Annotated in this window: 26 protein-coding genes; 19 read left to right on the forward strand and 7 right to left on the reverse strand. The window is 41.0% G+C overall.

Annotated elements, in window-relative coordinates:
• Positions 1-20: 20 nt before the first annotated feature.
• On the reverse strand, positions 21-701 hold the full coding sequence (locus V7K98_RS17820) for a response regulator transcription factor (RefSeq protein WP_335024084.1): 681 nt from the start codon (positions 699-701) through the stop codon (positions 21-23).
• A 60-nt stretch (positions 702-761) separates the two neighbouring features.
• Complete coding sequence (locus tag V7K98_RS17825; protein WP_335024086.1) at positions 762-1,883, reverse strand: sensor histidine kinase; 1,122 nt, start codon at positions 1,881-1,883, stop codon at positions 762-764.
• A gap of 362 nt (positions 1,884-2,245) precedes the next feature.
• Here V7K98_RS17825 and V7K98_RS17830 point away from each other — a divergent pair, with 362 nt between their 5' ends.
• From V7K98_RS17830 to V7K98_RS17885, 12 genes are all read left to right on the forward strand, one after another.
• Entirely contained in the window at positions 2,246-2,452 is a 207-nt protein-coding gene (locus V7K98_RS17830; RefSeq protein WP_335024088.1) for a hypothetical protein, read from the forward strand.
• A gap of 87 nt (positions 2,453-2,539) precedes the next feature.
• The gene (locus V7K98_RS17835; RefSeq protein ID WP_335024090.1) at positions 2,540-3,379 is read left to right on the forward strand and encodes a Pvc16 family protein; all 840 of its coding nucleotides are present in this window, start codon (positions 2,540-2,542) and stop codon (positions 3,377-3,379) included.
• A gap of 30 nt (positions 3,380-3,409) precedes the next feature.
• Positions 3,410-5,071: a phage tail sheath family protein gene (locus tag V7K98_RS17840; RefSeq protein ID WP_335024093.1), complete on the forward strand. Its 1,662-nt coding sequence runs from the start codon at positions 3,410-3,412 to the stop codon at positions 5,069-5,071.
• A gap of 117 nt (positions 5,072-5,188) precedes the next feature.
• The gene (locus tag V7K98_RS17845) at positions 5,189-5,644 is read left to right on the forward strand and encodes a phage tail protein (protein WP_335024095.1); all 456 of its coding nucleotides are present in this window, start codon (positions 5,189-5,191) and stop codon (positions 5,642-5,644) included.
• Positions 5,645-5,666: 22 nt separating this feature from the next.
• Positions 5,667-6,161, forward strand: a complete 495-nt coding sequence (locus V7K98_RS17850; protein WP_335024097.1) for a phage tail protein — start codon at positions 5,667-5,669, stop codon at positions 6,159-6,161.
• Between the two features lie 11 nt (positions 6,162-6,172).
• Positions 6,173-6,520, forward strand: a complete 348-nt coding sequence (locus V7K98_RS17855) for a hypothetical protein (RefSeq protein WP_335024099.1) — start codon at positions 6,173-6,175, stop codon at positions 6,518-6,520.
• A gap of 109 nt (positions 6,521-6,629) precedes the next feature.
• Positions 6,630-6,866 carry a hypothetical protein gene (locus V7K98_RS17860; RefSeq protein WP_335024101.1) on the forward strand — a complete coding sequence of 79 codons (237 nt, stop codon included), beginning with the start codon at positions 6,630-6,632 and terminating at the stop codon, positions 6,864-6,866.
• Positions 6,806-7,189, forward strand: coding sequence for a phage tail assembly protein (locus V7K98_RS17865; protein ID WP_335024103.1), 384 nt, complete (start codon positions 6,806-6,808; stop codon positions 7,187-7,189). Before V7K98_RS17860 ends, V7K98_RS17865 begins: the two co-directional genes overlap by 61 nt.
• The gene (locus tag V7K98_RS17870; protein WP_335024151.1) at positions 7,153-7,335 is read left to right on the forward strand and encodes a DUF6760 family protein; all 183 of its coding nucleotides are present in this window, start codon (positions 7,153-7,155) and stop codon (positions 7,333-7,335) included. Before V7K98_RS17865 ends, V7K98_RS17870 begins: the two co-directional genes overlap by 37 nt.
• The gene (locus tag V7K98_RS17875) at positions 7,332-9,248 is read left to right on the forward strand and encodes an FHA domain-containing protein (RefSeq protein ID WP_335024105.1); all 1,917 of its coding nucleotides are present in this window, start codon (positions 7,332-7,334) and stop codon (positions 9,246-9,248) included. Before V7K98_RS17870 ends, V7K98_RS17875 begins: the two co-directional genes overlap by 4 nt.
• A 146-nt stretch (positions 9,249-9,394) precedes the next feature.
• On the forward strand, positions 9,395-11,575 hold the full coding sequence (locus V7K98_RS17880) for a CHASE2 domain-containing serine/threonine-protein kinase (RefSeq protein WP_335024107.1): 2,181 nt from the start codon (positions 9,395-9,397) through the stop codon (positions 11,573-11,575).
• A gap of 142 nt (positions 11,576-11,717) precedes the next feature.
• Complete coding sequence (locus tag V7K98_RS17885) at positions 11,718-11,960, forward strand: hypothetical protein (RefSeq protein ID WP_335024109.1); 243 nt, start codon at positions 11,718-11,720, stop codon at positions 11,958-11,960.
• 146 nt (positions 11,961-12,106) lie between these two features.
• Here V7K98_RS17885 and larC read toward each other — a convergent pair whose 3' ends face one another.
• Positions 12,107-13,390: a nickel pincer cofactor biosynthesis protein LarC gene (gene larC, locus V7K98_RS17890; RefSeq protein WP_335024153.1), complete on the reverse strand. Its 1,284-nt coding sequence runs from the start codon at positions 13,388-13,390 to the stop codon at positions 12,107-12,109.
• Positions 13,391-13,469: 79 nt separating this feature from the next.
• Between larC and V7K98_RS17895 the strand changes: the two genes are divergently transcribed.
• From V7K98_RS17895 to V7K98_RS17905, 3 genes are all read left to right on the forward strand, one after another.
• Positions 13,470-14,129, forward strand: coding sequence for an L-threonylcarbamoyladenylate synthase (locus tag V7K98_RS17895; RefSeq protein ID WP_335024111.1), 660 nt, complete (start codon positions 13,470-13,472; stop codon positions 14,127-14,129).
• A gap of 396 nt (positions 14,130-14,525) precedes the next feature.
• A complete protein-coding gene (locus tag V7K98_RS17900) occupies positions 14,526-15,746 on the forward strand; it encodes a HetZ-related protein (protein ID WP_335024113.1) in 1,221 nt (406 codons plus the stop codon).
• A gap of 380 nt (positions 15,747-16,126) precedes the next feature.
• Positions 16,127-16,603, forward strand: a complete 477-nt coding sequence (locus V7K98_RS17905) for a PD-(D/E)XK nuclease superfamily protein (RefSeq protein ID WP_265275129.1) — start codon at positions 16,127-16,129, stop codon at positions 16,601-16,603.
• Here the strand turns inward: V7K98_RS17905 and V7K98_RS17910 are convergent.
• Positions 16,575-17,432, reverse strand: a complete 858-nt coding sequence (locus tag V7K98_RS17910) for a DNA adenine methylase (RefSeq protein ID WP_335024115.1) — start codon at positions 17,430-17,432, stop codon at positions 16,575-16,577. The genes V7K98_RS17905 and V7K98_RS17910 overlap by 29 nt on opposite strands.
• Before the next feature lie 165 nt (positions 17,433-17,597).
• On the opposite strand from V7K98_RS17910, the gene V7K98_RS17915 reads away from it, so the two are divergent.
• The 3 genes from V7K98_RS17915 (at position 17,598) to V7K98_RS17925 (ending at position 19,360) form a co-directional block, all read left to right on the forward strand.
• A complete protein-coding gene (locus V7K98_RS17915) occupies positions 17,598-17,804 on the forward strand; it encodes a DUF751 family protein (RefSeq protein WP_335024117.1) in 207 nt (68 codons plus the stop codon).
• Between the two features lie 123 nt (positions 17,805-17,927).
• Positions 17,928-18,347: a 30S ribosome-binding factor RbfA gene (rbfA, locus tag V7K98_RS17920; protein ID WP_335024119.1), complete on the forward strand. Its 420-nt coding sequence runs from the start codon at positions 17,928-17,930 to the stop codon at positions 18,345-18,347.
• A 776-nt stretch (positions 18,348-19,123) separates the two neighbouring features.
• Entirely contained in the window at positions 19,124-19,360 is a 237-nt protein-coding gene (locus V7K98_RS17925; RefSeq protein ID WP_012407481.1) for a DUF4327 family protein, read from the forward strand.
• A gap of 485 nt (positions 19,361-19,845) precedes the next feature.
• Here the strand turns inward: V7K98_RS17925 and V7K98_RS17930 are convergent, their stop codons facing one another.
• On the reverse strand, positions 19,846-20,199 hold the full coding sequence (locus V7K98_RS17930) for a hypothetical protein (protein WP_335024121.1): 354 nt from the start codon (positions 20,197-20,199) through the stop codon (positions 19,846-19,848).
• Positions 20,200-20,664: 465 nt separating this feature from the next.
• Here V7K98_RS17930 and V7K98_RS17935 point away from each other — a divergent pair, with 465 nt between their 5' ends.
• Positions 20,665-21,570, forward strand: a complete 906-nt coding sequence (locus tag V7K98_RS17935) for a cation diffusion facilitator family transporter (protein WP_335024123.1) — start codon at positions 20,665-20,667, stop codon at positions 21,568-21,570.
• A 442-nt stretch (positions 21,571-22,012) separates the two neighbouring features.
• Here V7K98_RS17935 and V7K98_RS17940 read toward each other — a convergent pair whose 3' ends face one another.
• Both V7K98_RS17940 and V7K98_RS17945 read right to left on the reverse strand, forming a co-directional pair.
• The gene (locus V7K98_RS17940) at positions 22,013-22,843 is read right to left on the reverse strand and encodes a class I SAM-dependent methyltransferase (protein ID WP_335024125.1); all 831 of its coding nucleotides are present in this window, start codon (positions 22,841-22,843) and stop codon (positions 22,013-22,015) included.
• A gap of 460 nt (positions 22,844-23,303) precedes the next feature.
• A complete protein-coding gene (locus tag V7K98_RS17945) occupies positions 23,304-23,708 on the reverse strand; it encodes a response regulator (RefSeq protein WP_335024127.1) in 405 nt (134 codons plus the stop codon).
• Positions 23,709-23,893: the final 185 nt, after the last annotated feature.

Raw genomic sequence — 23,893 nt, forward strand, 5'->3', positions numbered from 1 at the left:
ATTCAAAATTCAAAAAGCTATCAAGCGTGAACTAATCCTAACTTGAGGGCAGCTACAATAGCTTGAGTCCGACTAGTAACCTTCAGTTTTTCAAAAATACTGGTGAGATGCGCCTTAACAGTCGCAACTGTTACATATAAATGTTTAGCGATTTTTTCATTAGAAGCACCTTGAGTTAACCAGTATAAAACTTCTTGCTCTCTTTCGGTTAAATGCACTTTATGACATGCTTTCAGGCAAGAGTCTGAATAAGCCTGAAAAAACCGGAAAAATCGACTAGCAACCTCTGAAGGTAAATAAATCTCCGATCTTGTAACAGTCTCAATCGCCTCACACAATTGTGTTGCTACACGATTTTTAAACACATAACCTGCGGCTCCCGCCTGCATTGCTCTAAAAATCCAGTCGTCTTCTTGATGAGCCGACAACACTAAAACCTTGCCAGTATAAGCAGTTTCCTTAAGACGTGCTAGAACCGTAATTCCATCACATCCCTTCAATTGCATATCCAGCAAAATTAAATCTGGACACTTCTGGGCTGTAAACTTTAAAACCTGCTCTACAGAATCTGCATCACCCATAACTTCTACAGGTAACGCAGAATTAATACTATAGAAACTGAGAAGAGTACGTAACCCTTGCCGGAACCGTTCTTCATCATCTACCAGCAAAACTGAAAGTTTCTTATTATCATTATTCATCTTTATTAATTACGAATTACGTTCGCGGAGCGTACCGGAGGCTCTATTACGAATTACGAATTAATTCACCCTCCTTGTCCGAGGCAAAATTACAGAAAATTGCGCTCCACTTTCTGACAAAGCTTGTGCCCAAATACTGCCTTGATGATCCAAAACAATTTTTTTAGCAATAGTTAAGCCTAGTCCTGTACCTCCTTTCCGCCGAGAATAAAATGGAGTAAATACTTTTTGTAAATCCTCTTGAGATAATCCTGGCCCTTGATCTGAAATTTTAATTAAAACTTCATCTTGAAAAATTTGCCAGTTACAGGTAATAGTTGCTGATTTAGGACTGTAATGGACGGCATTACTGAGGATATTATCAAATACTTGTTTCATTTGTAATTTGTCTATCCTCAGTATTGTCGATGTATCAGGAATCAATATTTTGAGTTTTTTCTGATTAATTAGAGGTTGTAAATTTGTAATACTTTCAACGAACAAATTTCTCAAATCTTGAGATTTTACTCTTAATTTTGCTCCTTGTCCACAATCAATAAGCTCATTTAAATTAGTATCTAAATCTTGTATACTTTCACTGATGATTGTTGCTTGCCCTTGCCAAGGACTATCCTCCAGCCCTAAGCATAAGTTATGAGCATACAATCCTATAAGACCTAGAGAGTTACGCAATTGATGGCCTATCCGATGCAAGATATCTTCTAGGAGTTGAATTTCAGTTTTTTGTCTTCCATAGTCTAAGTAAATATCTACATATTTACTCAGGAGGATAGCAGAGCGTTTTACGTATAACTGCAAATTCTCTGAGAGAGGTTTATGAGTAATGATTTGAATGTATTCAGGTTTTTGATTTCTATAGGCGATAGGACAAATGTAAGAAATAGATGAAAAATCCTTCAGTGTAAATTGATGCAAAGTCAAAGCAGGCGGAAAATCTGTTAACCATGCTTCTGAGCGCAAATAAGCTAAAGTTTTGTGGGAAAATGGAGCTTGGTGTTGACTATAATTAATAACTTCCTGATGATTTTTCAGCAAGCAATCATGATAGACAATCCGAGCGCAAAAGATTGGATATTGACTAGTTAACTGCTGAGACTCTAGCTGACAAAAGCTCTGAATATCTGAGGAATTCAAATAATTCGAGCCATTCTCTAGTTTTTGTACAGAAAAGCCTAGTGTCATAGCTTCACTCGCTTTTTGCAACCAAATATTTTACTCTTCTGCTGACCAGTATAAAATTATGCAGTCTCGGTAATGTTTATTTTTTTGTTAAGTTATCTTCTTGGATGCTTAATACAAAGAATTATTAAGTTTATATTCATAGGCACTTCTTATCAATCTAAGTATATATAGCTAAGTAATACTTATTATTTATCACACTGAAATAAATCTTATGAGGATAAGCGTATCGCCCGCCCCACAAGAAAAAATGTTGTGCATTCGATTAAGAATTGCCCCAGGCTAATCTACAAACTGAAGTCCGTACTTTTCGGATTTTTGAAAATATAATATCTTCCAGCCCTCCATCATTTAGAGAATGGGGAATGGGGAATGGGGAATGGCGAAGAAGCAAGGGAGCAGGGAGCAAGGGAGGCAGGGGAGGCAGGGGGAGAATAACTATTGCCCAATTCCCAATTCCCAATTCCCAATTCCCAATTCCCAATTCCCAATTCCCAATTCCCAATTCCCAATTCCCAATTCCCAATGCCCAATGCCCAATGCCCAATGCCCAATGCCCAATGCCCAATTGAAAAATATCGACAAAAGTCTAATTAACTTTAGAAGACTGATACATATACTGTAGAAGCATCTGGATTAGCTACCAGCAGAACACCTTCATGCTTATCTTCGTTCTTCAAACTTTAGCCGATATTCTAGCTGGAGGAACCTCACTTACCAGTACAGAGCAAATTGACTTTAGCCATCCTGGTAATCGAAGGGAAGAGGGAGCAGGCCCGACTCTCAATTTATACATTTTTGATATACGTGAGAGTAAGCAGGTACAACATTCTGGCAGGCAAGTAGAGCGCAAGCTAACACGCGCTCTACAACCTGCTACCGTAAATTGGGCACCCGCTTGGTTTGATGTTTCACTGCTATTAACAGCCTGGGATAGAACAGCTTTAGGTGAGCATCACTTTATTAGTGAGGCGTTGGCTGTGCTGTTGCGCCATCGCACCTTAGAAGAGGAGTTTTTGGTTCCTGAGTTACGGGGCTATGGTAATTTGAACATGACAGTTGCCCTAGAGCCGCCAATTGAAATTGGCTCTTTGTGGAGCGCTCTCAATGTGCCATTGCGTTCAGCCTTATATTTGACAATTACAATTCCCTTCGAGCCACAACCGACTCCAGTACCTTTGGTTTGGGAGCGGATTTTCAATTTGCGGAATCAATTATCTCGTGATAGTGACAGTTTAGTTCTAACTAGGCGAGTTGCGATCGCGGGTATTGTCAAAAGTGCAGTGACAAATCTGCCACTGGTAGCGGCAGAAGTAGCTGTGAGGGGAACTGAAAAATCCATATTAACCACTAAAGAAGGGCTGTTCTTTTTTGAAGACCTTCATTTAGGTAATTATGTTTTGACTCTCAATCATCCTGGCTATTTACCCCAAAACGTCAATGCATTGGTAGATAACCAAAGTCATACTTTCAAAGAAATATTTCTAACTTCTGAATAATTAGATTTTTACTGACTTGGAGAGACTTTCATGGCTAGACTTGATTACTTTGCTCCTGGTGTCTATATCGAAGAAATTGACCGGGGTAGCCGACCAATTGAAGGTGTTAGCACAGCAGTTGCCGGATTTGTCGGCTTTACAGAAGACGTTCGTGGTGGGGCTGAACTATACAAGCCCATGCTAGTAACCACTTGGACGCAATTTTTAAACTACTTTGCTCGTCCCAACTCTGACGGCTTCACCGACTTCAACGCCTATTTACCCTTTTCAGTCTACGGCTACTTTATGAATGGTGGCGGTCGTTGCTGGGTAACAAGCATCGGCACTCAGTTACCAGGCGCACCTAGACCGGCAACACCAGAACCGGCTACCCTCAGAATCAACTCTAGAGGTAATCGTCCAGCCCTCCGTTTTACTTTGCGTCCTGAGCAAGCATCGGGCGGATTAGTAAATCTTGTCATTATTGATGGTTCGCCCCGCGCCCTACCCGAAGGTACTGAAGGAGAAGCGCCTCCAAATACGGGTGAATATTTCACCATCCAAATTCGTCGGGGAGATGAACTTCTAGAGCAATACGAGAACTTGACAATGAACCGCGAGCCTGCTGCTCAAACAGCAACTTATGCGCTGGCGGCATTGAGAAATTCTATGTATATCACTGTAGAAGACATAACTCAAAGTGGACAACCTTTAGCTCGTCGTCCGGTGAATGGTCAATATGAACTAGCACCACCCATTGTTGCCGCCCCACCCGATAGATTTTCGCAAAATTTAGAAGGCGTTCGAGACGATCGCACCGGGGTACGCGGTATCTTTGAAGTTGATGAAATCACGATGCTAGCCTGTCCTGATGTGATGCGGGCTTATCAAGAGCAGATATTGAATTTAGATCAAGTCCACGGCATCATCGAACTGATGATTAGTATGTGCGAAGGTTCTGCCAGTGGCGATATTCCCAATCCGCCCAACCGTATGGTTGTACTGGATGCGCCACCGGATGCCGTTAAACCTCAGCAAGTAGTTGAGTGGTTGAATAGATTTAACCGTCGTTCGATGTTTGCGGCCCTTTATTATCCTTGGATTAAAGTACCCAATCCACGCGATCGCGGTAATCCAATTTTAATACCTCCTTGTGGTCATGTCATGGGTGTTTGGGCCCGCACCGACGAAACCAGAGGAGTTTACAAAGCCCCTGCAAATGAAGTTCCCAGAGGCGTAATCGGTTTGGGCTATGACACCAACTTCCGCGAACAAGAACTATTAAATCCTTTGGGAATAAATTGCATTCGCAGCTTCCCAAATCGAGGAATCCGCATTTGGGGCGCACGCACTTTAGTTGAGCCAGATAAAACAGAGTGGCGTTACATCAGTGTGCGGCGGTTAATTAGCTATATCGAAAAATCCCTAGAATTGGGGACTCAGTGGGTAGTTTTTGAACCCAACGACCAAGATTTATGGGCGCGTGTAACTCGCACCGTCAGTAATTTCTTAGAGCGCATCTGGCGTGAAGGTGCTTTATTTGGGGCATCTCCAGCCCAAGCATTCTATGTCAAATGTGACGAAGAATTGAACCCACCAGAAACCAGAATTTTAGGACGTTTGTACATCGAAGTCGGTGTTTGTCCCGTAAGACCAGCTGAATTTGTTGTTTTCCGCATCAGCCAATGGAATGGTATTGAAGATAGCGAATAGGGCATTGGGCATTGGGCATTGGGCATTGGGCATTGGGCATTGGGCATTGAGGAAAGAATTCTTATAACTCCCAATTCCCAATTTCAAAATTAATCACACACAAAGGAGTCTAAAAGCATGGCAGGCGAATTTTTAACCTCTTGTAAATTTTACTTTGAGGCTGATGGAATTACTGATAAATTCATCAAAGAAATTAGTGGACTAGGTGTTGAAAATACTCCAGCGCAAGAAGTCCACGGTTCATCTAAGGGCGCTAAAATAATGCGTCAAGCTACACCAACTGTTGTTAAATTTACTAACATCACAGTAAAAGTCATTGCCACTGACGATATAGACCTTTATAAATGGTATCAAGATTGTAATGAAGATATGGGCGATCCTCGTAAGTGGTCACAAAAGCGGAAGACTGGTTCAGTGGTTGCTTACGACCAACAAGGCTCTGAAAAAGCACGCTGGAACATTGTCAATTGTTATCCCTGTAAATACACTGGCCCGACTTTAACAGCTTCTGGTGGTGATATGGCAAATGAAACAGTTGAATTGGTTCACGAAGGAATTAAACGAATCAAATAATTAGCTTATGCAATAATTAACAGTGGTACAATCCGCAAGCAGAATTCCAGAAGTTCTTACAGCCCATCGGTTCTATTTAGAACTGACACTAGAAGGACAAAACGATGCCAATTGCTTCTTTTTGGAGTGTCAAGGCTTCAAAAGAACACAAGAGGTAATTGAAATTTGTGAAGTTACTTCTCAAACCTGGGGTAAAAAAGGGCAGTCTAAAGGTCAGGTAGTAAGAACTAAGCTTCCTAGCAATTCCAAGAGTGGTAATCTCACTTTGCGTAGAGGTACCACTAAATCTATGGATTTTTGGAAGTGGTTTGAAAAAGTTGAAAAAGGTAATTGGTCTGAGCAACGTAGACTTGTTGCTTTGTCTATTTATAATCAGGCAAATGAAGAAGTCGCTAGATTTGAATTAGCCGGTGCTTGGCCTGCAAGTTACAAAATTGCTGATGTCAACGCCCGCAGTCATGACATCGAAATTGAGGAAGTGGAGGTTGCTTTTGAGGAATTTAAGCGCGTGAAGTAATTAGGAGGAGTATGTTTCCTACAGAGTTTGAATTTACACTGCCAAAAGGGTATCTAGACTCTGAAGGCAACCTCCACCGCAAAGGTGTAATGCGGTTATCAACGGCGATAGATGAGATTGCACCCTTGCGTGATCCCCGCGTTAAAGCTAATCCTGTTTATGCCACAATTATCATCTTGGCGCGAGTGATTACCCACTTGGGTGCTTTATCAGAAGTGACTCCTGCAATAGTAGAAAACTTTTTTGCCCAAGATTTAAATTACCTCCAGGATTTATATCGTCGAATCAATGGTTTAGAAGGCGAAACTTCCATACCAGAAGAGACAATAAATTCCTCCGAAGCACTCCTTCATAATTGAATTGCGAATTGGGGAATGGGGAATAGGGGGATAAGGGAGATGAGGGAGATGAGGGAGATACGGAAAAAGAACTATTGGCATTGCTGAATTAAGAGATGATTCTTGTGGGGTGGGCATCCTGCCCGCCTTGAAATACAAGGGACGGGCAAGATGCCCATCCCACAAAAATAGTAAAATCATCCCGCAAATATGCAACGCCGAACTATTTCCCAATGCCCAATGCCCAATGCCCAATTCCCAATTCCCTAATGCCCAATTCCCAATGCCCAATGCCCAAATTAAACTATGCCCCGTAAAAAAGATACTCTCTGCACAGAATTTGCCTTCACTCTTCCTAGAGGGTTGAGTGATAGCGAACACCGAATACATCGTCATGGGGTGATGCGTTTAGCCACCGCCAAAGATGAAATTTTGGTACAACAAGAGCGCAGAGTTCAGGAAAATCCAGCTTACGGCGTATTAGTAATGCTTGCACGGGTTATTACTCGCTTGGGCAGTTTAAATTCTGTTAGCCCTGATTTACTTGAAGAATTACTCTTACATGACATTGCCTATCTCCGAGAATTTTATAATCGAATCAATCAGCAAGGCGATATACACATTCCGACACAATGTCCCCAGTGTAATACTCAATTTTCAGTGGAGCTAGAACTAGCGGGGGAGTCGTAAGCTACCCCTCTGATACTTTATATGAGGAGGTAGCTTTTATTGCTTATCATTTCCACTGGTCACAAGATGATATTTTAAATTTAGAACATACTGCCCGTCAGCGCTGGGTAGTAGAAATCAATAAAATTAACCAGAAATTAATATGAAAGTAAAAGTTAGTTACTCACCAACTCTCAGTGAAGTAAATGAAGTTGACCTTACCACAGAAACTACAACGAGAGGAGAATGGTTAATAGGTCGTTCTCCTGATTCTGATTTAGTCTTAGACAGTCCTGATATCAGTCGGTTACATGCTAAGTTTTTTGTTAAAGGTGGAAATTATTACTTTTCTGACCTTGGCAGTAGAAATGGCTCAATATTTAACGGGAAACAAGCTGAAAAAGATCGACTATATTCTTTGAGTGATGGAGATATTATCAGAATTGCAGATTATGTTCTGATATTAGAAGCAGTTGCTCCTGCTTATGAGCAACCAGAGACAGTCTTTAGAATTATAGACCCTTCACTGTTTTCTCGGCCGCGATCGCCTGAAAATGTCAGCGCTGCCAATATTAATAATCCTCCAGCCCCAGAAGTAGTTAGCGAAGTTCCAGCGCCTATTACTCCCGAAGTAGAAGCACCTCCCCCAGAAGTCAGCGAAATCCGAGAAGTTGTTACTACTCAACCGGATGATGTCATCCCTGAAAACATCATTCATTCACCAGAAGCAGTTAGCGAAGTTCCACACGATGTCCATGATGAAATTGGTGATTTGCAAACGTTAGTTGCACCAGAAGTTAGTGCGGATGCTGAGGAAGTTTCTTTTACTGTAGCTGATGATGCGATCGCAGCACCTGAAAATATCATTGGAACTCCTGAAGAGGAAAGTACAGTTCCAGAAGCCACTCAGGATGATGTTACAGACTTTGAAGCAGCGCTAGCCACAGAATCTACTTTTGTACAACGGCGTGATACAAATGCCATCCCCGAAGCTACATCTGATGAAGATGCAGAGTTAGAGGCCGCACTAGAAGCAGAAGTCACCTTTGTACAGCCGCGTGACATTTTCCACCAAATTCCTGCACCGATTGGCATTCCCGAAGCTACTTACCATGAGCAAGCAGAAGTCACCTTCGTACAATCCCGTGACATTTTCGGCGAAATATCTGATGAGAAAATTACTACTCCTGAAGCTACTGATAATGAAAATGAAGTAGTAGATTTAGATACACCAGTTGCAGAAGAAGTTAATCAAGTTCCTGAAAAAGAGGAGATTCAGCCCCCAGAAACATTGAGCCAAGTTACACAAGATATCAATGATGAATTGCTAGACTTAGAAAGGTTATTGGCAGCAGAAAAGAGTGCAGATATTGAAGAAGTAGAATCTAATTTTGCTGTTGATGAAACAATAAGCGAGGTTTCTGAAACATCAACTGTACCAGATAATATAATCGCGGAAGTTTTTAGCAATCAATATATTAATTCGAGTAATACAACTACCGAAGAATCTAGTGTAGACCTTGATGATACTGTTCCAGTAAAAGAAGTTCCTGATTTAGCTGATATTCCATCTTTGCTAACAACAGAAATTGAGGCTCCTGAGAGCATAAGTCAAACTATTGAAGAGACTTCTGAAGTAGAAGCAACTCAATATGATGAAATTCCAGAAGAAACAAATGTAAATGAGCCTCTGCAAGAGATTATTGAAAGAAACATAGTACTCATTGCTCATGAAAGCAAGAAATTAGAACTTGCTGAATTTGTTTCTCAACATCAGGAATTTTTCTCACAGAGCTTTACAATTACCTGGCCATCTGTTGGCGAAGTATTACATCAACAGACAGGAATAACTATTAGTCAACAAACCCCCGCACCAATTTCTGGAGGATATCAAACAATTGCTTCATTGGTTGGAGCCGGAGAAATTGTAGCAGTTATTTTCCTGAGAGATTTGTTGCAACCTCAGCCTGGTCAAGCAAATGAAGAAGCACTGCTAAGATTATGCACTATCAATCAAGTTTTACTGGCAACTAATTTGCCAACAGCAGAGGCGATCGTGCATTATCTTAAACAGATATAGCCCTACTTCATTATTCGTGATTAACAAGATGCCCGACTTCTTATAGAAGTCGGGCATCTGAGTATTTTGAGAAAAGTTGCAAATTGCATAGAATAATTTCAATGATAAAAAATATGTATATTTTAAAGTAGAATCTATTTAAAAAAATGCTTGTAAACTTAAAAAAATTATTTAGACAGCCAGTTATTCTTTCAAGTGCGATCGCTACAATTTTACTAGTAGGCATTCAAAAACTTGGGGTTTTCGAGCCTCTAGAGATGAAAGTCTACGACCAGATGATGCAATTACGTGGCGATTCAGGCCCAGACTCTCGTCTATTGATTGTTGCTTTAACTGAAAAAGATATCCAAAAATGGAATTGGCCCCTATCTGGTGAACTTCTAGAGCGACTATTAGGCAAACTTGAAGAATATCAACCACGAGCCATTGGTCTAGATATTTTTCGTGACTTACCAGTACAACCTGGTCATGAAAAGTTACTACAACGCCTACAACAGAGTGATATCATCATTCCCATCTGTAAACATTCTGATTCTGGTTCTAACAATCCGGGAATAGCACCTCCACAGGGAATTGAAGCCGAGCGAGTAGGATTTAATGATGTTGTAGAAGATACTGATGCTACAATTCGTCGCAACCTATTATTGGTAAGTGCAGAAAAGTCAGATTCCTGTCAAAGTACTTATTCTTTTAGCTTACAACTAGCACTTAAATACTTAGAAGTCGGAGGCATCCAACCAGAATTTACCCCAAAAAAGGAACTACGACTACGAGATACTATATTTAAACCCCTAAAAAGTAACGCTGGCGGTTATCAGAAAGCGGATACAAATGGCTACCAAATTCTGCTTAACTACCGTTCTGGCCACGAGATTGCCCAGCAGGTAACTATTACACAAGTACTTCAAAATCAAGTTAAACCAGATTTAGTAAAAGACCGTATCGTTTTAATTGGTTCAACAGCCACTAGTTTAAATGATATTTTTAACACGCCTTTTGCTACTGGGAAATCAGATAATTCCGGCAAAATGGCAGGAATTGAAATTCATGCCCACAGCGCTAGTCAAATTCTCAGTGCTGTTCTTAACAAACAACCTCTATTTTGGTTTTTACCTGAGTGGGGTAAAGTCCTTTGGATATGGGGATGGACTGTAGTTGGTGGATTGCTAGTATCGCGGATTCAACATCCATTAGGCTTAGGGCTGGCAGGAGCAACAGCCCTTGCAGTATTATTTGGAGGCAATTTTGTCATTTTTACCCAAGCTGGATGGTTCCCAGTAGTACCTCCGGCTTTGGGGTTAGTATTTACCGCCGGGAGTGTTCTTGCCTATAGTTCTTATAAAACGAAACAAGAGCAACAAGAAATTACCCAACGGGTTCAAGAACACCAACAATTAATTGTAGAACTGCAAGGTCTTTTACGGCAGCGTGGCAATGCCTTAAATGAAGCACCAACTGTAATTACAGATTCCATCGGGCAAGAAATTTCACAAGGAACTTTACTAAATAACCGCTACAAAATTACTGAGGGCTTGGGTTCTGGGGGATTTAGTAATACTTATTTAGCTGATGATATCCAGCGTCCTGGTAATCCCCAGTGTGTGGTTAAACAGTTACGATCCCCTCGCCAAGATGCAGAATATTTAAATGTCGTCAGACGATTATTTGACGCGGAAGCACAAATTTTAGAAATTTTGGGTAAGCATCCACAAATTCCTCAACTGCTAGCTTTTTTTGAAGAAAATCGCCAATTTTCTCTAGTGCAAGAATTTGTGCGAGGACACGCGATGGATAAAGAACTGACCTCTGGAAAGCGACTAAAACAAGTTGAAGTTGTTGAGATACTCAAAGAAGTTTTAAACGTGCTTGTTTTTGTTCATAGCTATGGCGTAATTCATCGAGATATCAAACCTAGTAATTTGATTAGGCGAGAATCAGATCGGCATATTGTTTTAATTGACTTTGGCGCTGTTAAGCAAATTCAACCTCAGCAGCAAGAAGCTCAGACAATTTCAATTGGTACTCCTGGTTATGCACCTTCTGAGCAAATGAGTGGGTTGCCAAAACTGAACAGCGATATTTATGCGTTGGGAATTATGGGAATTCAAGGTTTAACTGGAGTAGATCCTAGAGAGTTTCGCAGAGATATAAATACTGGTGAAATAATTATCGAAGCTGATGGCAATCAACAGATTTGGCAACATTGGCGTGAGCTAACTGAGGCTACAAACGATTTAGTGATTATTTTAAATAGAATGGTACATTTCGACTTCACTCAACGATATCAGTCAACAGCAGAAGTGCTAAAAGCTCTCGAAATTCTTTAGTAATCAATTAGCTCACCCGAATGGGTGAGGAATAAATCAACCGATCGGGCGATCTAAGTGCAGGAAGTTAAGACTGAACAAAAAATGAGAATCTATTACTCAAGAAGGCTAATTGCACTTGACTATAAATAAAAATAATTTTATGAAACTCTCAATTTTGATAGATTCTGTATTCATTGTAACTTCTATTGCTTTATTGCCTGGAATCGGTGGCGCTCAAACAACTATTAACAATAGTGGCAAACCTATAGCTATTAACTCTAATAATCTACCCACTTCTTTTACAAAAGTCAGCTACCTCAAACTCATTGATGCTGTATTTCTCGCTCATCAAGAAGGAAAAGCTTCTGTTTCCCCTAATCACCATCCCATTAGCAAAAATTAATTTAACCCTTCCAATCTTGGAGGGGTTTTTAGTTTGTGCTGGCTCTAGTGCATTGGTGTCAAGTTAATCTAAAAGCGATTCTAAAATAAGCTTTTATAGGTTGTCTGCTTCTCAGTCAGAGACAGAAAAGGAGGAACGAAGAGATTTTAACTATTAACTAAATACCAACGCTGTAGTGCCAACCGTTGAATTTCACGCCAGGCAATATTATGTTTTCGAGCTAACTCTGCACAATCTTCATATTCTGGCTGCACATTAGCAATAACTTTTTCTGGTAATTGTCCATTCCATGCTATTTTGACACGCACTTGGCCATATTCAATTTCCACTTGTTGAATTTCCCGTTGTAAAATGGCGCGTTGCTGAGTTGTTCGCCGAATGCCCAAAGTTGTAGTTTCACGGAATATAACCGTTTCACAACTGAGTAAATTTTCTGGATGACAAATTACAGTTAGCAAAATCCCTGTACGAGACTTTTTCATTGCGATCGCTTGGGTAAAAACATCTACCGCACCAGCAGCAAACAACGCGTCAAACACATAGCCGAACGCTTGGGGATTTAAATCATCAATTTGGGTTTCTAGTACCGAGATGGTTTCTAAATTTGAGCTACTATCTTCATAATCGCTGAAATTTGACTGAAAAGTTGTGCTTTCACCCAGCCAGAGGCGTAAAATATTGGGAATGGGTAAATTTATGGTTCCTGCTCCCAATCCTATCTGCTTGATAGCGATCGCAGGTGGTGAACCAAAGTCTCTTACCAAAGTAGTAGCGATCGCGGCTCCTGTTGGTGTTACCAGTTCTCTATCAATGCCGTTACTATAAACTGGACAACCCCGCATTTCCCACAGCTTTAATACTGCTGGTACTGGCACTGCCATCTGACCATGTGCAGCCCGAACAGTGCCGCCACCAGTGGGGAATGCCGAGCAGTAAAGTAGGGGCCATCCTTCGTCATTACTCTCAATTCCTAACCAATCTAACCCCAGGCAAGTACCCACTATATCTACGATCGCATCAATAGCACCTACTTCATGAAAATGAACTTTTTCAGGGGAAATTCCATGCACCGCCCCCTCTGCTATCGCTAGCTGTCGGAATACCGCCAAACTCCAAGCTTCTGCTCGTGATGGCAACCCCGCTTTGAGAATCATCTGCTCGATTTCTGGCAAGTGGCGTGTGTGATGGTGACTGTGTTCGTGGCCGTGGTGGTGATGGTGATGATCGTGTACTAAATCCACATGGACTTTAGTCGCCTGCTGTCCATTGCGTTGGACAAACTCCGCCCTTAACTGATATTCGTGTTCAATACCCAACCCATTGAGTTTTTCAATTAAATACTCCACAGGAACACCCAAACTGACCAAAGCACCCAGGCACATATCACCAGAAATTCCTGTCGGACATTGAAGATAAGCAATTTTATTCATAATAAATTTGTCATTGGTCATTTGTCATTTGTCATTGGTCATTTGTCATTCTCCTCAGTCCCCAATCCCCAATCCCTCTATGGCAAAAATTTTCCCAGTTCATCCGGATAATCCTCAAATTCGCCGAATAGAGGAAATAAAGTCGGCGCTTTCTAGTGGCGCAGTCATGCTTTACCCTACTGATACAGTTTATGCGATCGGTTGTGATTTGAATGCTAAGTCGGCGGTAGAACGAGTGCGGCAAATTAAACAGCTAGCAAATGATAAACCACTGACATTTTTATGTTCCTCGCTTTCAAATGTGGCAACTTATGCCTTCGTAAGTGACACAGCCTATCGGATTATGAAACGCCTAATTCCAGGGCCATACACGTTTTTGCTCCCAGCAACTAAATTAGTACCGCGATTGGTGCAAAGCCCTAAGCGGAAAAGTACTGGAATTAGATTACCAAACCATACTGTGTGTTTGGAGTTGCTGGCAGCTTTGGGCAATCCGATTATTTCAACTTCAGCACATTTGCCAGCAGATGAAGCAGATAATGGCATGATTCGGATAGCTCCAGAAACAGTTCAGTCACGGGTAGAGCTATTTGACCGTTTGGATAAGTTGGTAGACATAATTGTAGACACTGGCGAAGAACCTACTTATGAAGTATCTACGATTTTGGATATGACGGGAGACGAAGCAACAATTATACGGAGGGGTTTAGGTTGGGAAGCAGCAGCAGCATGGGTATAAGAATGAGACTTCACAGGCACACCTCTCCGTTTCGGAAATTGCGATCGAAGTGACTCCAGTTTTTAAATTGTCATATTTCAAAGCGATGTCTACGACGGGCGCGGACGCAATAACAGGATGGTGGTAAAAGTCGGTACAGCAAGAGATTTGACAACTTTCAGAAAATGGTGGGTACTAATGTCCCCGCTTCAATGTGGTGGCTTGTGAACAAACCGACACATTGCCATAACTATAACTCTCTCGTATTTCCTACAGTTTTATATATGAGCTTTAGATGTGAGCATTATATACGGCAAGCCTTAATGGATGAATGCCCAAAGATTCTCCAGTCAAGGCCAGCCTTGATTGCTGTCTCTGCGTTGTAATTACGGTGCAATACTACTCCCTGGAAAAGTCATGAAATCTAACGTCGTTAATCTACCAAACTCTACACCCATTTTTGATAACCACCTTTCGACTGAAGAATTTTCAGACAGCAGCAGCGAAACCTTGATTGAATTGCTGTGTCAGGAAATGCAAGCACAAGTGAAAGCAGCACCCAAGTGTGTAGAAGCTTTAGCAAACCGCATAGCCGTAGAAGTAGAACGCATTTGCGATAAAAGCTCACGTATCCAAACATCTGGGGAAATCAAATCCTGGCAGATTACGTTGGGAAGACATCGGATGCACAAGTGCTTACGTTATTACCAACTAGGTTCCAAACAAGGGCGGGTGGAATTACATAGTAATTTGGGTGCGATGGTTTACCGCCATGTAACTATATCCGGTTCTGAGTTGGGTTTTGATGCTCGTTACAGCCTAATTGAAGATTTTTTACAAGCATTTTATATCGAAGCTATCAAAGCTTTCCGCAGAGAAAACGAACTACCTAACGATCATACGCCGCGTACTCAGCTGCAATTAGCTGAATACATGGCCTTTACAGAACAATACGCCAAACGTCGCATCAATTTACCTGGTGGTGCAAATCAACAATTAATTATCTTACGCGCCCAAGGTTTTGCTCGTCGCCAGCCCCAAGAGACTACCGTGGATATTGAAATGGCGGTAGAGTCAGCTAAGGGTGAAGAAGCAGAATCTTATCAGCGTAACTCGGCGGTGCAACAACTGCGATCGCAGATGATTGCCCAAACTAATTTTGATCCATCAGAAGAGTCAGAACGCGATCGCGTCATCACTGAGTTGATGAAATACCTGGAGTCTCAAGGTCAATCTGATTGTATGAACTACCTCAGATTGAAGCTTCAAGACCTCTCAGCCCCAGAAATTGACCAAATTCTCGGTTTAACCAGCCGTCAGCGCGATTATCTCCAACAACGGTTTAAGTATCACGTAGAAAAGTTTGCCAAGCAACACCATTGGCAACTAGTACATCAATGGTTAGGTGCAGGTTTAGAGCAAAAATTGGGTTTATCTTCCCAGCAGTGGGAAATTTTTGTAAATCAACTCACAGAACAGCAACAGCAAATATTACAATTAAAAACTGCACGGGAAAACGACGCTGCGATCGCTAAAACCATCAAATGCACCCCCAAACAGTTACAAAAGCGCTGGACTCAACTGCTAGAACTAGCATGGTCTATCCGCAACGGTCATACTGAAGCACAGACTGGTTGAAGCTAAGGTGAAATAACTAAAAGACATTATCGAAGCTTATGACTGGCACAAGAAGCGCGAATTTAGCTCATAGACTAAATACAAAAATTCTTTGCGTACCTCTGCGCTTCCCTCTGCACTCCTTTGCGTTTAAATTTCACCCCTCAATTCCCCACGATCTTCCATAAATAACTCCTATCTGAATTACTAACTCGTTCCTTATCCAAATCATTAATACATTTGTATTCACATAGTACAAAATTACCAATATCTTCAGATTTTTTACCCATTAATCCAACCTTGTTTAGTCAAAATAAAAAATTCATATTAAGCAACTGGCCCTTTTTTACTGCTTCTGTGAAATCCTGTAATCAGTAGGACTTTTGGCAGAAGGATTTAGGATGGCTCTGACTCAAGGCGGACGGGCAAATAAATCTGGGAATATTTTAGAAGGAAATGTAGAAGCAATCTTAAATGGACATAATTATTTCCAAGTTGGGAACTATGTCTCAAAAGAATTTATACTAAATGCTGCTTTATTACCAAAACGTTATGGAAAAGAAGTTTATATTGGAACTGGAATTTATCATACCGATTTGAAAGTTGATTTTTATGTTGTTGGCTCACCTGCAATGCCATCTGGTTTAATTTTCGAGTGCAAATGGCAAGAAAGCCCCGGTTCGGTTGATGAAAAGTTTCCTTACTTGAACATGAACATCCAGAACTATTACCCTGCACCAACTATCGTCATTTTAGGCGGTGAAGGAATGCGAGAAGGCGCAAGCAAATGGCTAAAAGCAAGAGTTAATGATAACCATAATTTATTAGCAGTTTATAGCTTAGACAGATTTATTGCTTGGGCAAATAAAAATCTTTAAAAGATGTAATTAATAGTTCGTCAATCATGCCTCTATTTTTTATATTGGAGTTAATTGATCGGGCTGCTTTGATTTTGTAGGTTTCAAAATTGATATCTGTATAAATATTTTTAATAAATTCGCTACCAGAATTACATACCATAACTTTGACACCACGACTTGCCAATTCTGCACAAGTATCTCTTAAAACTTCTTGGTCTTTCTTACTAAAACAATTTTGACTATAAGCGGTGAAATAGCTAGTGTCACTGATAGGATGATAGGGCGGATCAAAAAATACAAAGTCATCACTGCTAGTCGCATGATTTAGTACGTCTGTAAAATCTACTTGTTTAATTTCCGCATGAGAAAGTACTTTTGATGCTGCTTTTAGTAAAACCTCAGAACAAATATTAGGGTTTTCATATCTGCCTAAAGGCACGTTGAACTTTCCTTGTGAGTTGACTCGATAAAGACCATTAAAACAAGTCTTATTAAGATAAATTAGACGAGCCGCTTTTTCTATATCAGTGCCACCAGAGTAGCTTCTGACACTATAATAATAATCTTTGTTATGTCTAATTTTATGCTCTTTCAGTAGAGAGATTAATTCCTCAACACGATCTCTAACACAACAATAAGTATTAATTAATTCGGCATTTATATCAGTTAAAATAGCTGCGTTTGGTTGGAGATAGAAAAAAACAGCACCACCGCCTAAGAATGGCTCATAGTAATTTTTATAACTCTTGGGAAAATAAGGAATATATTGCTGTATCAACCTACTTTTACCCCCCGCCCACTTCAAAAATGGACGCGGGCTAGTTTCCTTGGGGATTTGAATTACCATTTACTTGCAATTTAACTGAAAATAATCGTGACTAAATAAAGCCAATATAACCGACGAGCCATATTTTATATTAGCTGGCTAATTTTCCGGCTGCATAGATTACAATTGAGTTGATAAAGCATATCAAAACAAACGTAAGTATATAACAAGGCAGTTTACATTCAGATGTTTGACGGATTTTGGGATAACGTCTTTCGCTACCCACGGTACTTAATTACGATCGTTTTAGGGCTGTTTCTGAACACCTTTGCGCCATTTGTGCCCCTCTTGAAGCGCCCTGTCACTTTGATCGCCATCTTGGGTTTATTTGTGAGCAGCCTAGTCTTCTTAACTTTCACCCTTCGGGCAATGCTAGGCTTGAGTACAATCTAGACTAGCGCTATATCGGAGCTTTGCCCTACAGACAGTTGCTCTTGGCGTTGCTCCCGCTAAGTACTGTCTACCCAACTTGCATCTATTTTTGTCGTATAACCTCTGTCAGGAGGCAAAATTTTTATGGCTACAAATCGCCGGGTTTCCCGCGTTGCTGAATTGATCAAACGGGAAGTTAGCCAAATGCTACTCAACGGCATTAAGGATGACCGTGTGGGTACAGGAATGGTAAGTGTTACTGATGTTGATGTTTCTGGCGATCTCCAACACGCCAAAATCTACGTCAGTATCTATGGTACAGATGAAGCTAAGGTAGAAACAATGGCAGGCTTAAAGTCAGCCACAGGTTACGTTCGTAGCGAACTTGGGGCGCGAGTAAGGCTACGTCGTACACCAGAAGTCATCTTTCTTGAAGATCGCTCCATAGAACGCGGTAATAAGGTACTGGCACTACTAACTCAACTCAATGATGAGCGCCCGCCAGAAAGTCTGTTAGCAGGAGAAGACAGCACTGATAAAAATGATGGGGAATTCTCCGAATAAGTAACTAAAACAACAATGTAACTTCAGAACAATTAATCTCAGCAAATCCGCCAAACACTTTACAGACGTGACTAGATCGCGTCTGTTTTAATGTAACCATAACCTAGTTCAGCGATCGCTAGTTGCCTACCTCCTACTTCCTTAAAATTACGAATCAGCATTCCTCCACCCTTCTACAGATGTTTATCAACAGAAAACTGTGTAAAATTAGTGTTTAGAATAACTAAGTAATTGTAATTTTACTTAAGAAATTGTTAACAGATCCCAGGGTAAAAGACTTCGTAGTGTACTTTAGCGGTTATGTTTTGCAACAGTTTATACCCTAGTATCTGACAAATATTCTTGTGTTGTTTATCCTTAGATAAATACCAGCAGTTCTAGATCCAGCTTTAAGGTGAGTAAGTGATTATTTGATATGTAAACGATGCCTACGGCGGGTTACGTCTACGTAATATGAATTCTTTCTACCCACTAAATCTTGCCTAAATACAGTAATGGCAAGACTTTTAGGCTTGTTGCATAAAAATCATACAGCCGCTATAGCAGGTTAGGTTCACTACTCGGAATTTTTTTTGTAAAGCGGATTCTCGGCAAATGTCAGGATTCGTTGACTTTCTTAACATTTCTTGAGATAATTTCAGGAGATGTAGCGTCAAAATAAAAATAGTTCCGTATAGCAAACTACAAAATACTAGCCACAAGTCTAATTTCTGTAATGTTTGTTCCTAATTATTAACGGGAACACTATCGTAAGTGTTAATTTGTGAGTAAAAAACATGAGTGTGAATACGGTGCCTTCTATCAATTACTACTCTCTCGATTTGATTCAAGACGAAGCACGCCGACTGGTGCAAAAGGGAATGATTAGCCGACAACAGCCGATATATACCCTCTGCCAATACATTCCAGCGAGAGAGTGGGTTTGTGTTGAATGTGAATTAGAGAAATGTGACTTTTTGTTACGCGATCGCATTGGCGACCTAATTGGTCGTGAACAGTGGGACAACGACTAAATCAATGTTTGATTTCGGGTTTGGGATTGGGAGTTTATTTTCGATGTGTGGATGTCACAGTCAACGATCCTACGCCCAATCTGGGGGATAATCTCTGGTTTTTGATCGGCATTGCCCCATATAGAATCTTGCGTCTTTCACTAACACAAAAGTATTTGAGTCTGAATTTAGACAAATTCTCAAGTTAAAGAAGGCATCAGAAGCATTTTTTCTGTACATCTTCTGGTGCTAAAGCTTGAGTCTGGTGTGTAGATTCGGTGAAGCTCCTACATTTATCTGTCTGATATAAGTGTAGGAACTTCACTTTTGACTCGCAATTCACAGCATCGCCTGCTTTTCAAAGCCAAAACCCGTTTTGAGAAGTTTGCTAATTCGGGCTAACCGACAGCAGTTGCGACAATAAAGGGAACTTTCGCAAAATCCCAAATTTGTATAAGATTATTTGTTAACAAATCTCGAAAAGCATAGAAAAATTATATAAACTATTATCCAACTTGCTCTAAATATTGATTAATGTCTTCAATAATACGAGTAAGTTCAGCTTCAGTAGTCAAGCGAATGTTGACATTGCGGACAGTCAGCAAAACTTTAGCTGCGAAAGGCGTTGGCCAAATATTAGGATTACAGAAAATTTCTAAAAATACTTCACCTGTATAACGATATTCCAGTGGAGGCTGGGGAGTGACTCTACCGCCGCCAGGAGTGGGTTTTGCGGCGACAGCTTTCAGGCGATCCATTAGTTGATCTGTCGCTGTCTTTAATTCTCGTGCTGATTGGGGTGAAAAACTGAAGGAGACAGAACCTTCAATTAGGTTCAATGTTAGAGGAATTGAAGACATAAGTTTTTTATTAAAGCTTATTGATAAGTACTAATTTTACCGGAAGAAGAGACAAAGCTGCCGAGTTTGACAGAGGCGAAGCCCACTTTTTTGAATAGAATTACGCAAAAAGACATTGAAACCCTCGATTTACCGTAGGAGCAATTCATAAATTGTCCCTACCTGGAAATAAGGGTTTGGGTTATTGTTTGCGTAAGTCCTGAAATATTCACTCTTTCCTGTGGAAAGCGGCTTTGCATCTACGTTAATGCTAAAAATCTGCTGTTATCTCTAAAGGCATAATTAATACCTGTATAACTTGTAGCTGTTCTTAGTTATAAAGAATCTCAATAAAACAGTATAAAACATAGAGCCTATAGAGAGACTTAATTCTTACTGCGTAAGACTTTGATACATTTCATTTGTGTTTATTTATGTTTTAAGTTTTACATTAGAAGTCATAGAACTTGATGTAATAAATTATTCATGATTTACGATAACCGCGCCGAAGTGCGAAAGGTTTTAATTATTACCCTATTACTCAACCTGTTCGTACTGGGATTGAAAGCAGTTGTGGGTTACTGGACAGGTTCCTTGAGTTTGCTAGCTGATGCCTTGCATAGTGTGACAGATAGCGCCAACAACGTTTTAGGATTAGTTGCGAGTAAATTTTCTTCTCCACAACCCGATCGCGAGCATCCCTACGGACACGGCAAGTTTGAAGCTGTGGGAGCTTTAGGAATTGCCTCATTTTTAGGAATAGCCTGTTTTGAAATTTTGCAAGGAGCAATCGAGCGAATTCTCAAAGGTGGTGGTGAACCTGTGAGAATATCGCCACCTGAGTTGTGGCTATTACTAATTGTGCTAGGCGTGAATATTTTTGTGGCGTTTTACGAACGTGCTGTAGGCAGACGCGTGGGTAGCTCAATTCTGATCGCTGATGCAACCCATACGATGAGCGACATTTGGGTGACAATCTCTGTAATTGCTGGCTTGATTGGAGTTTGGCTAGGTTATCAATGGATGGATTTAGTGTTAGCTTTTCCTGTCGCCTTGTTAGTATTTTGGAGTGGCTGGTCAGTTTTAAAAGAGAATTTGCCTTGGCTTGTGGATCAAATGGCGATCGCGCCAGAAGCAATTCATGCGATCGCAACTTCTGTTCCAGGTGTAATTAACTGTCATGATATTGCTTCTCGCGGTGTTCTTGGTCGTCAAGTGTTCATTGAGATGCATTTAATAGTAGATGCACCAGACGTAGAAACGGCCCATCACATCACTGAAGAAGTAGAAAGTCGATTAGAAGAACGGTTTCGTCCAGTGAGGATTTTAATTCACGTCGAGCCACCAGCATATAAGTCTGAACAAATTAGCTTTGAAGCTGGAGCAAATTAGTCTCAGCAATTCCAAATCATGCCCTGTTCAGATGCTCGGAAACCTTATACTCGTAAGATATTACGAATGACTAATTATTTTAACGTGTCGCGGAAGTCCCCACCTTCAATGTACTCATAAGGTGGGGATTGTGAGCGGGGGGTGAGGATTGCATCCAGGATTGTTTTTAAGCGGGAAGCAAAATACAAATACTGGATGTATGACGAATCCCCAAAATTTTCTGGTAAGATAACTAATGTCTTGACCATCAATGCCGCAAGCGAAAACCAAGCTAATAGGTATATGTTGCAAGAGAAAAATTTGGGTCTTGGGAACCAGGACTCCTGCCCTTGGAGGGAATGTAAGACTTTTTAGTACTACGAAGTTCTGGAAGCTATTCCCGATGAATTGGGAAGCCCCGTCCGTCTTACGGCGGGGTAGTTCACTCCCCTTGCACGAGCTACTAGGTTTTACGGGCTATCACGTACATATTGACAGTTGTATAGTCTTCAAGTCCAGGAACTTTACTCAGAAGGCGAAGCAATGGCATCAATTTGGAAGCTCCTTCAAGAGCATTTATAGTCTCGCTAACAATCGCAAATCCGGCTTTATCAAAGGCTTGCAGCAACTCGCGGCGCTTGAGTTTATTGAGTCCAAGCTCATAGACCGAATGGCATTTCACTCCGGGATGGTAATTATTGTAGGCTGCGACAACACGCGCATCGCCAAGAATCAGATGCGCCCACGGTAGCTTGATGGGCTGTCCGATTGCGTGAAATCCATGATCGCCAAAAGGACTGTAGTAGAGTGGACTAAAACCAGTTATCAGCAAGCCTCCTTCCCGTAGAAGCCTTCTGATTGAGCCAAGAACTCTATCTATACCCATGATGTGTTCAAAAGTGTCTTTGGAAATTATGACATCAACCTTGCCGTCAAGCATCGTCATGTCGTCAATGTCCAACTGATGAAACTCTATTTTGTTGGCGATATTTGGGAAGCGTTCCGCTACCATACGGCGAGCAAATGTTATGCGTTCCGCAATTAGGTCAAGACCAATCACCTGCTGTACTCCCGAAATGGCTACATCAATGGATAAAGCCCCATGTCCACAGCCGATCTCAAGGACGACTTTCCCGGAGAAGTCAGGTCGGCCGCCGAAGCGCCGCCAGTACTTTTGCGAATCTATAATTTGTTCCTCGAAGTATTTAATTGAGAGGGAATCATCTTCTACAGCAAAATTCTTTTCATCAAATTTGTAGTTTGCAGAGTCATCTGTAAAAGTTTCCTTATTCATATAAATCAGATCCTTAGAAGCATGATAGGTAAAAAGCAGCTTGGGTTGATACCTAATTTTTTAACATGTGTATTGTAGACTATTCGTGACACGCTGAGATAAAATTCATTTTGTCAATAGTATTTATAATTAAAGTTAATGTAATGTATGGGTAATTAATTAACTTGTATACGTACTTCTTCGGGTCAGAATAAGCGGTGCTTGTTTTGATGACGCGTAGGCGAAGCCCGCCGTAGGCATCGCTAGCCCCAAAATTGTGTTTCCTACCCCCGTTTTCAACAAAATTTTAAGCACTATTAACTTATTGATAAATTGTTTATGAACTTACAGCACTTCTGGCGGCTATGAGGCACATCCTCAAAGCTGAAAACTATGATACGAGAGGGGTAAGAGGAAAACTGTATTTGACAGAGATTAGCAGCAAGCGCTGTAACCTGTCAAGATTGATTATAGACTGGCATTAAATCGTATAAGAAGCAACTAAATCAGCGACGATCGCAACTAGTTCCCCTGGATCGACTGGTTTAGCCACATGAGTCTGAAAACCTGCTTCTAGCGCACGGCTACGATACTCGCTATCACCATAAGCAGTTAAAGCGATCGCGGGAAGTTTTGCCCAAATATCAGACTTTAGCGCCCGGATCTTGCGGATGAGGGTGTAGCCATCTTCACCAGGCATAGCAATATCACAAATCAATACATCTGGTTGCAACTCAGACAGTACTTTAAATGCTACCTCCGCCGATGCAACTGCCCTAACGGTGCCTCCATCAGCTTCCAACACAGTAGTAATGTAAAAGCGGCTATCGTCATCATCATCAACTACGAGAATGTTTAAGCTAGCAAGGCGAAGAGCAGGTTCCATAAGAAAATATCTGGTAGTGTTGGGAACCCCGTCTTTTTAAAGCGGGGAGGAAAACACACCCAAGGGGTTAAAACCCCAAAAGGTGTCTACGCTTGGTACATAAAACCATCTTTTTTGTGGATGATTTGACAGTATTTATAGCTAACGCTATCTATGAGCCCTGTCTTGTCTGAGATGTTAAAACT

Source organism: Nostoc sp., assembly GCF_036917435.1.
In the GTDB taxonomy this organism is placed as follows: domain Bacteria; phylum Cyanobacteriota; class Cyanobacteriia; order Cyanobacteriales; family Nostocaceae; genus Nostoc.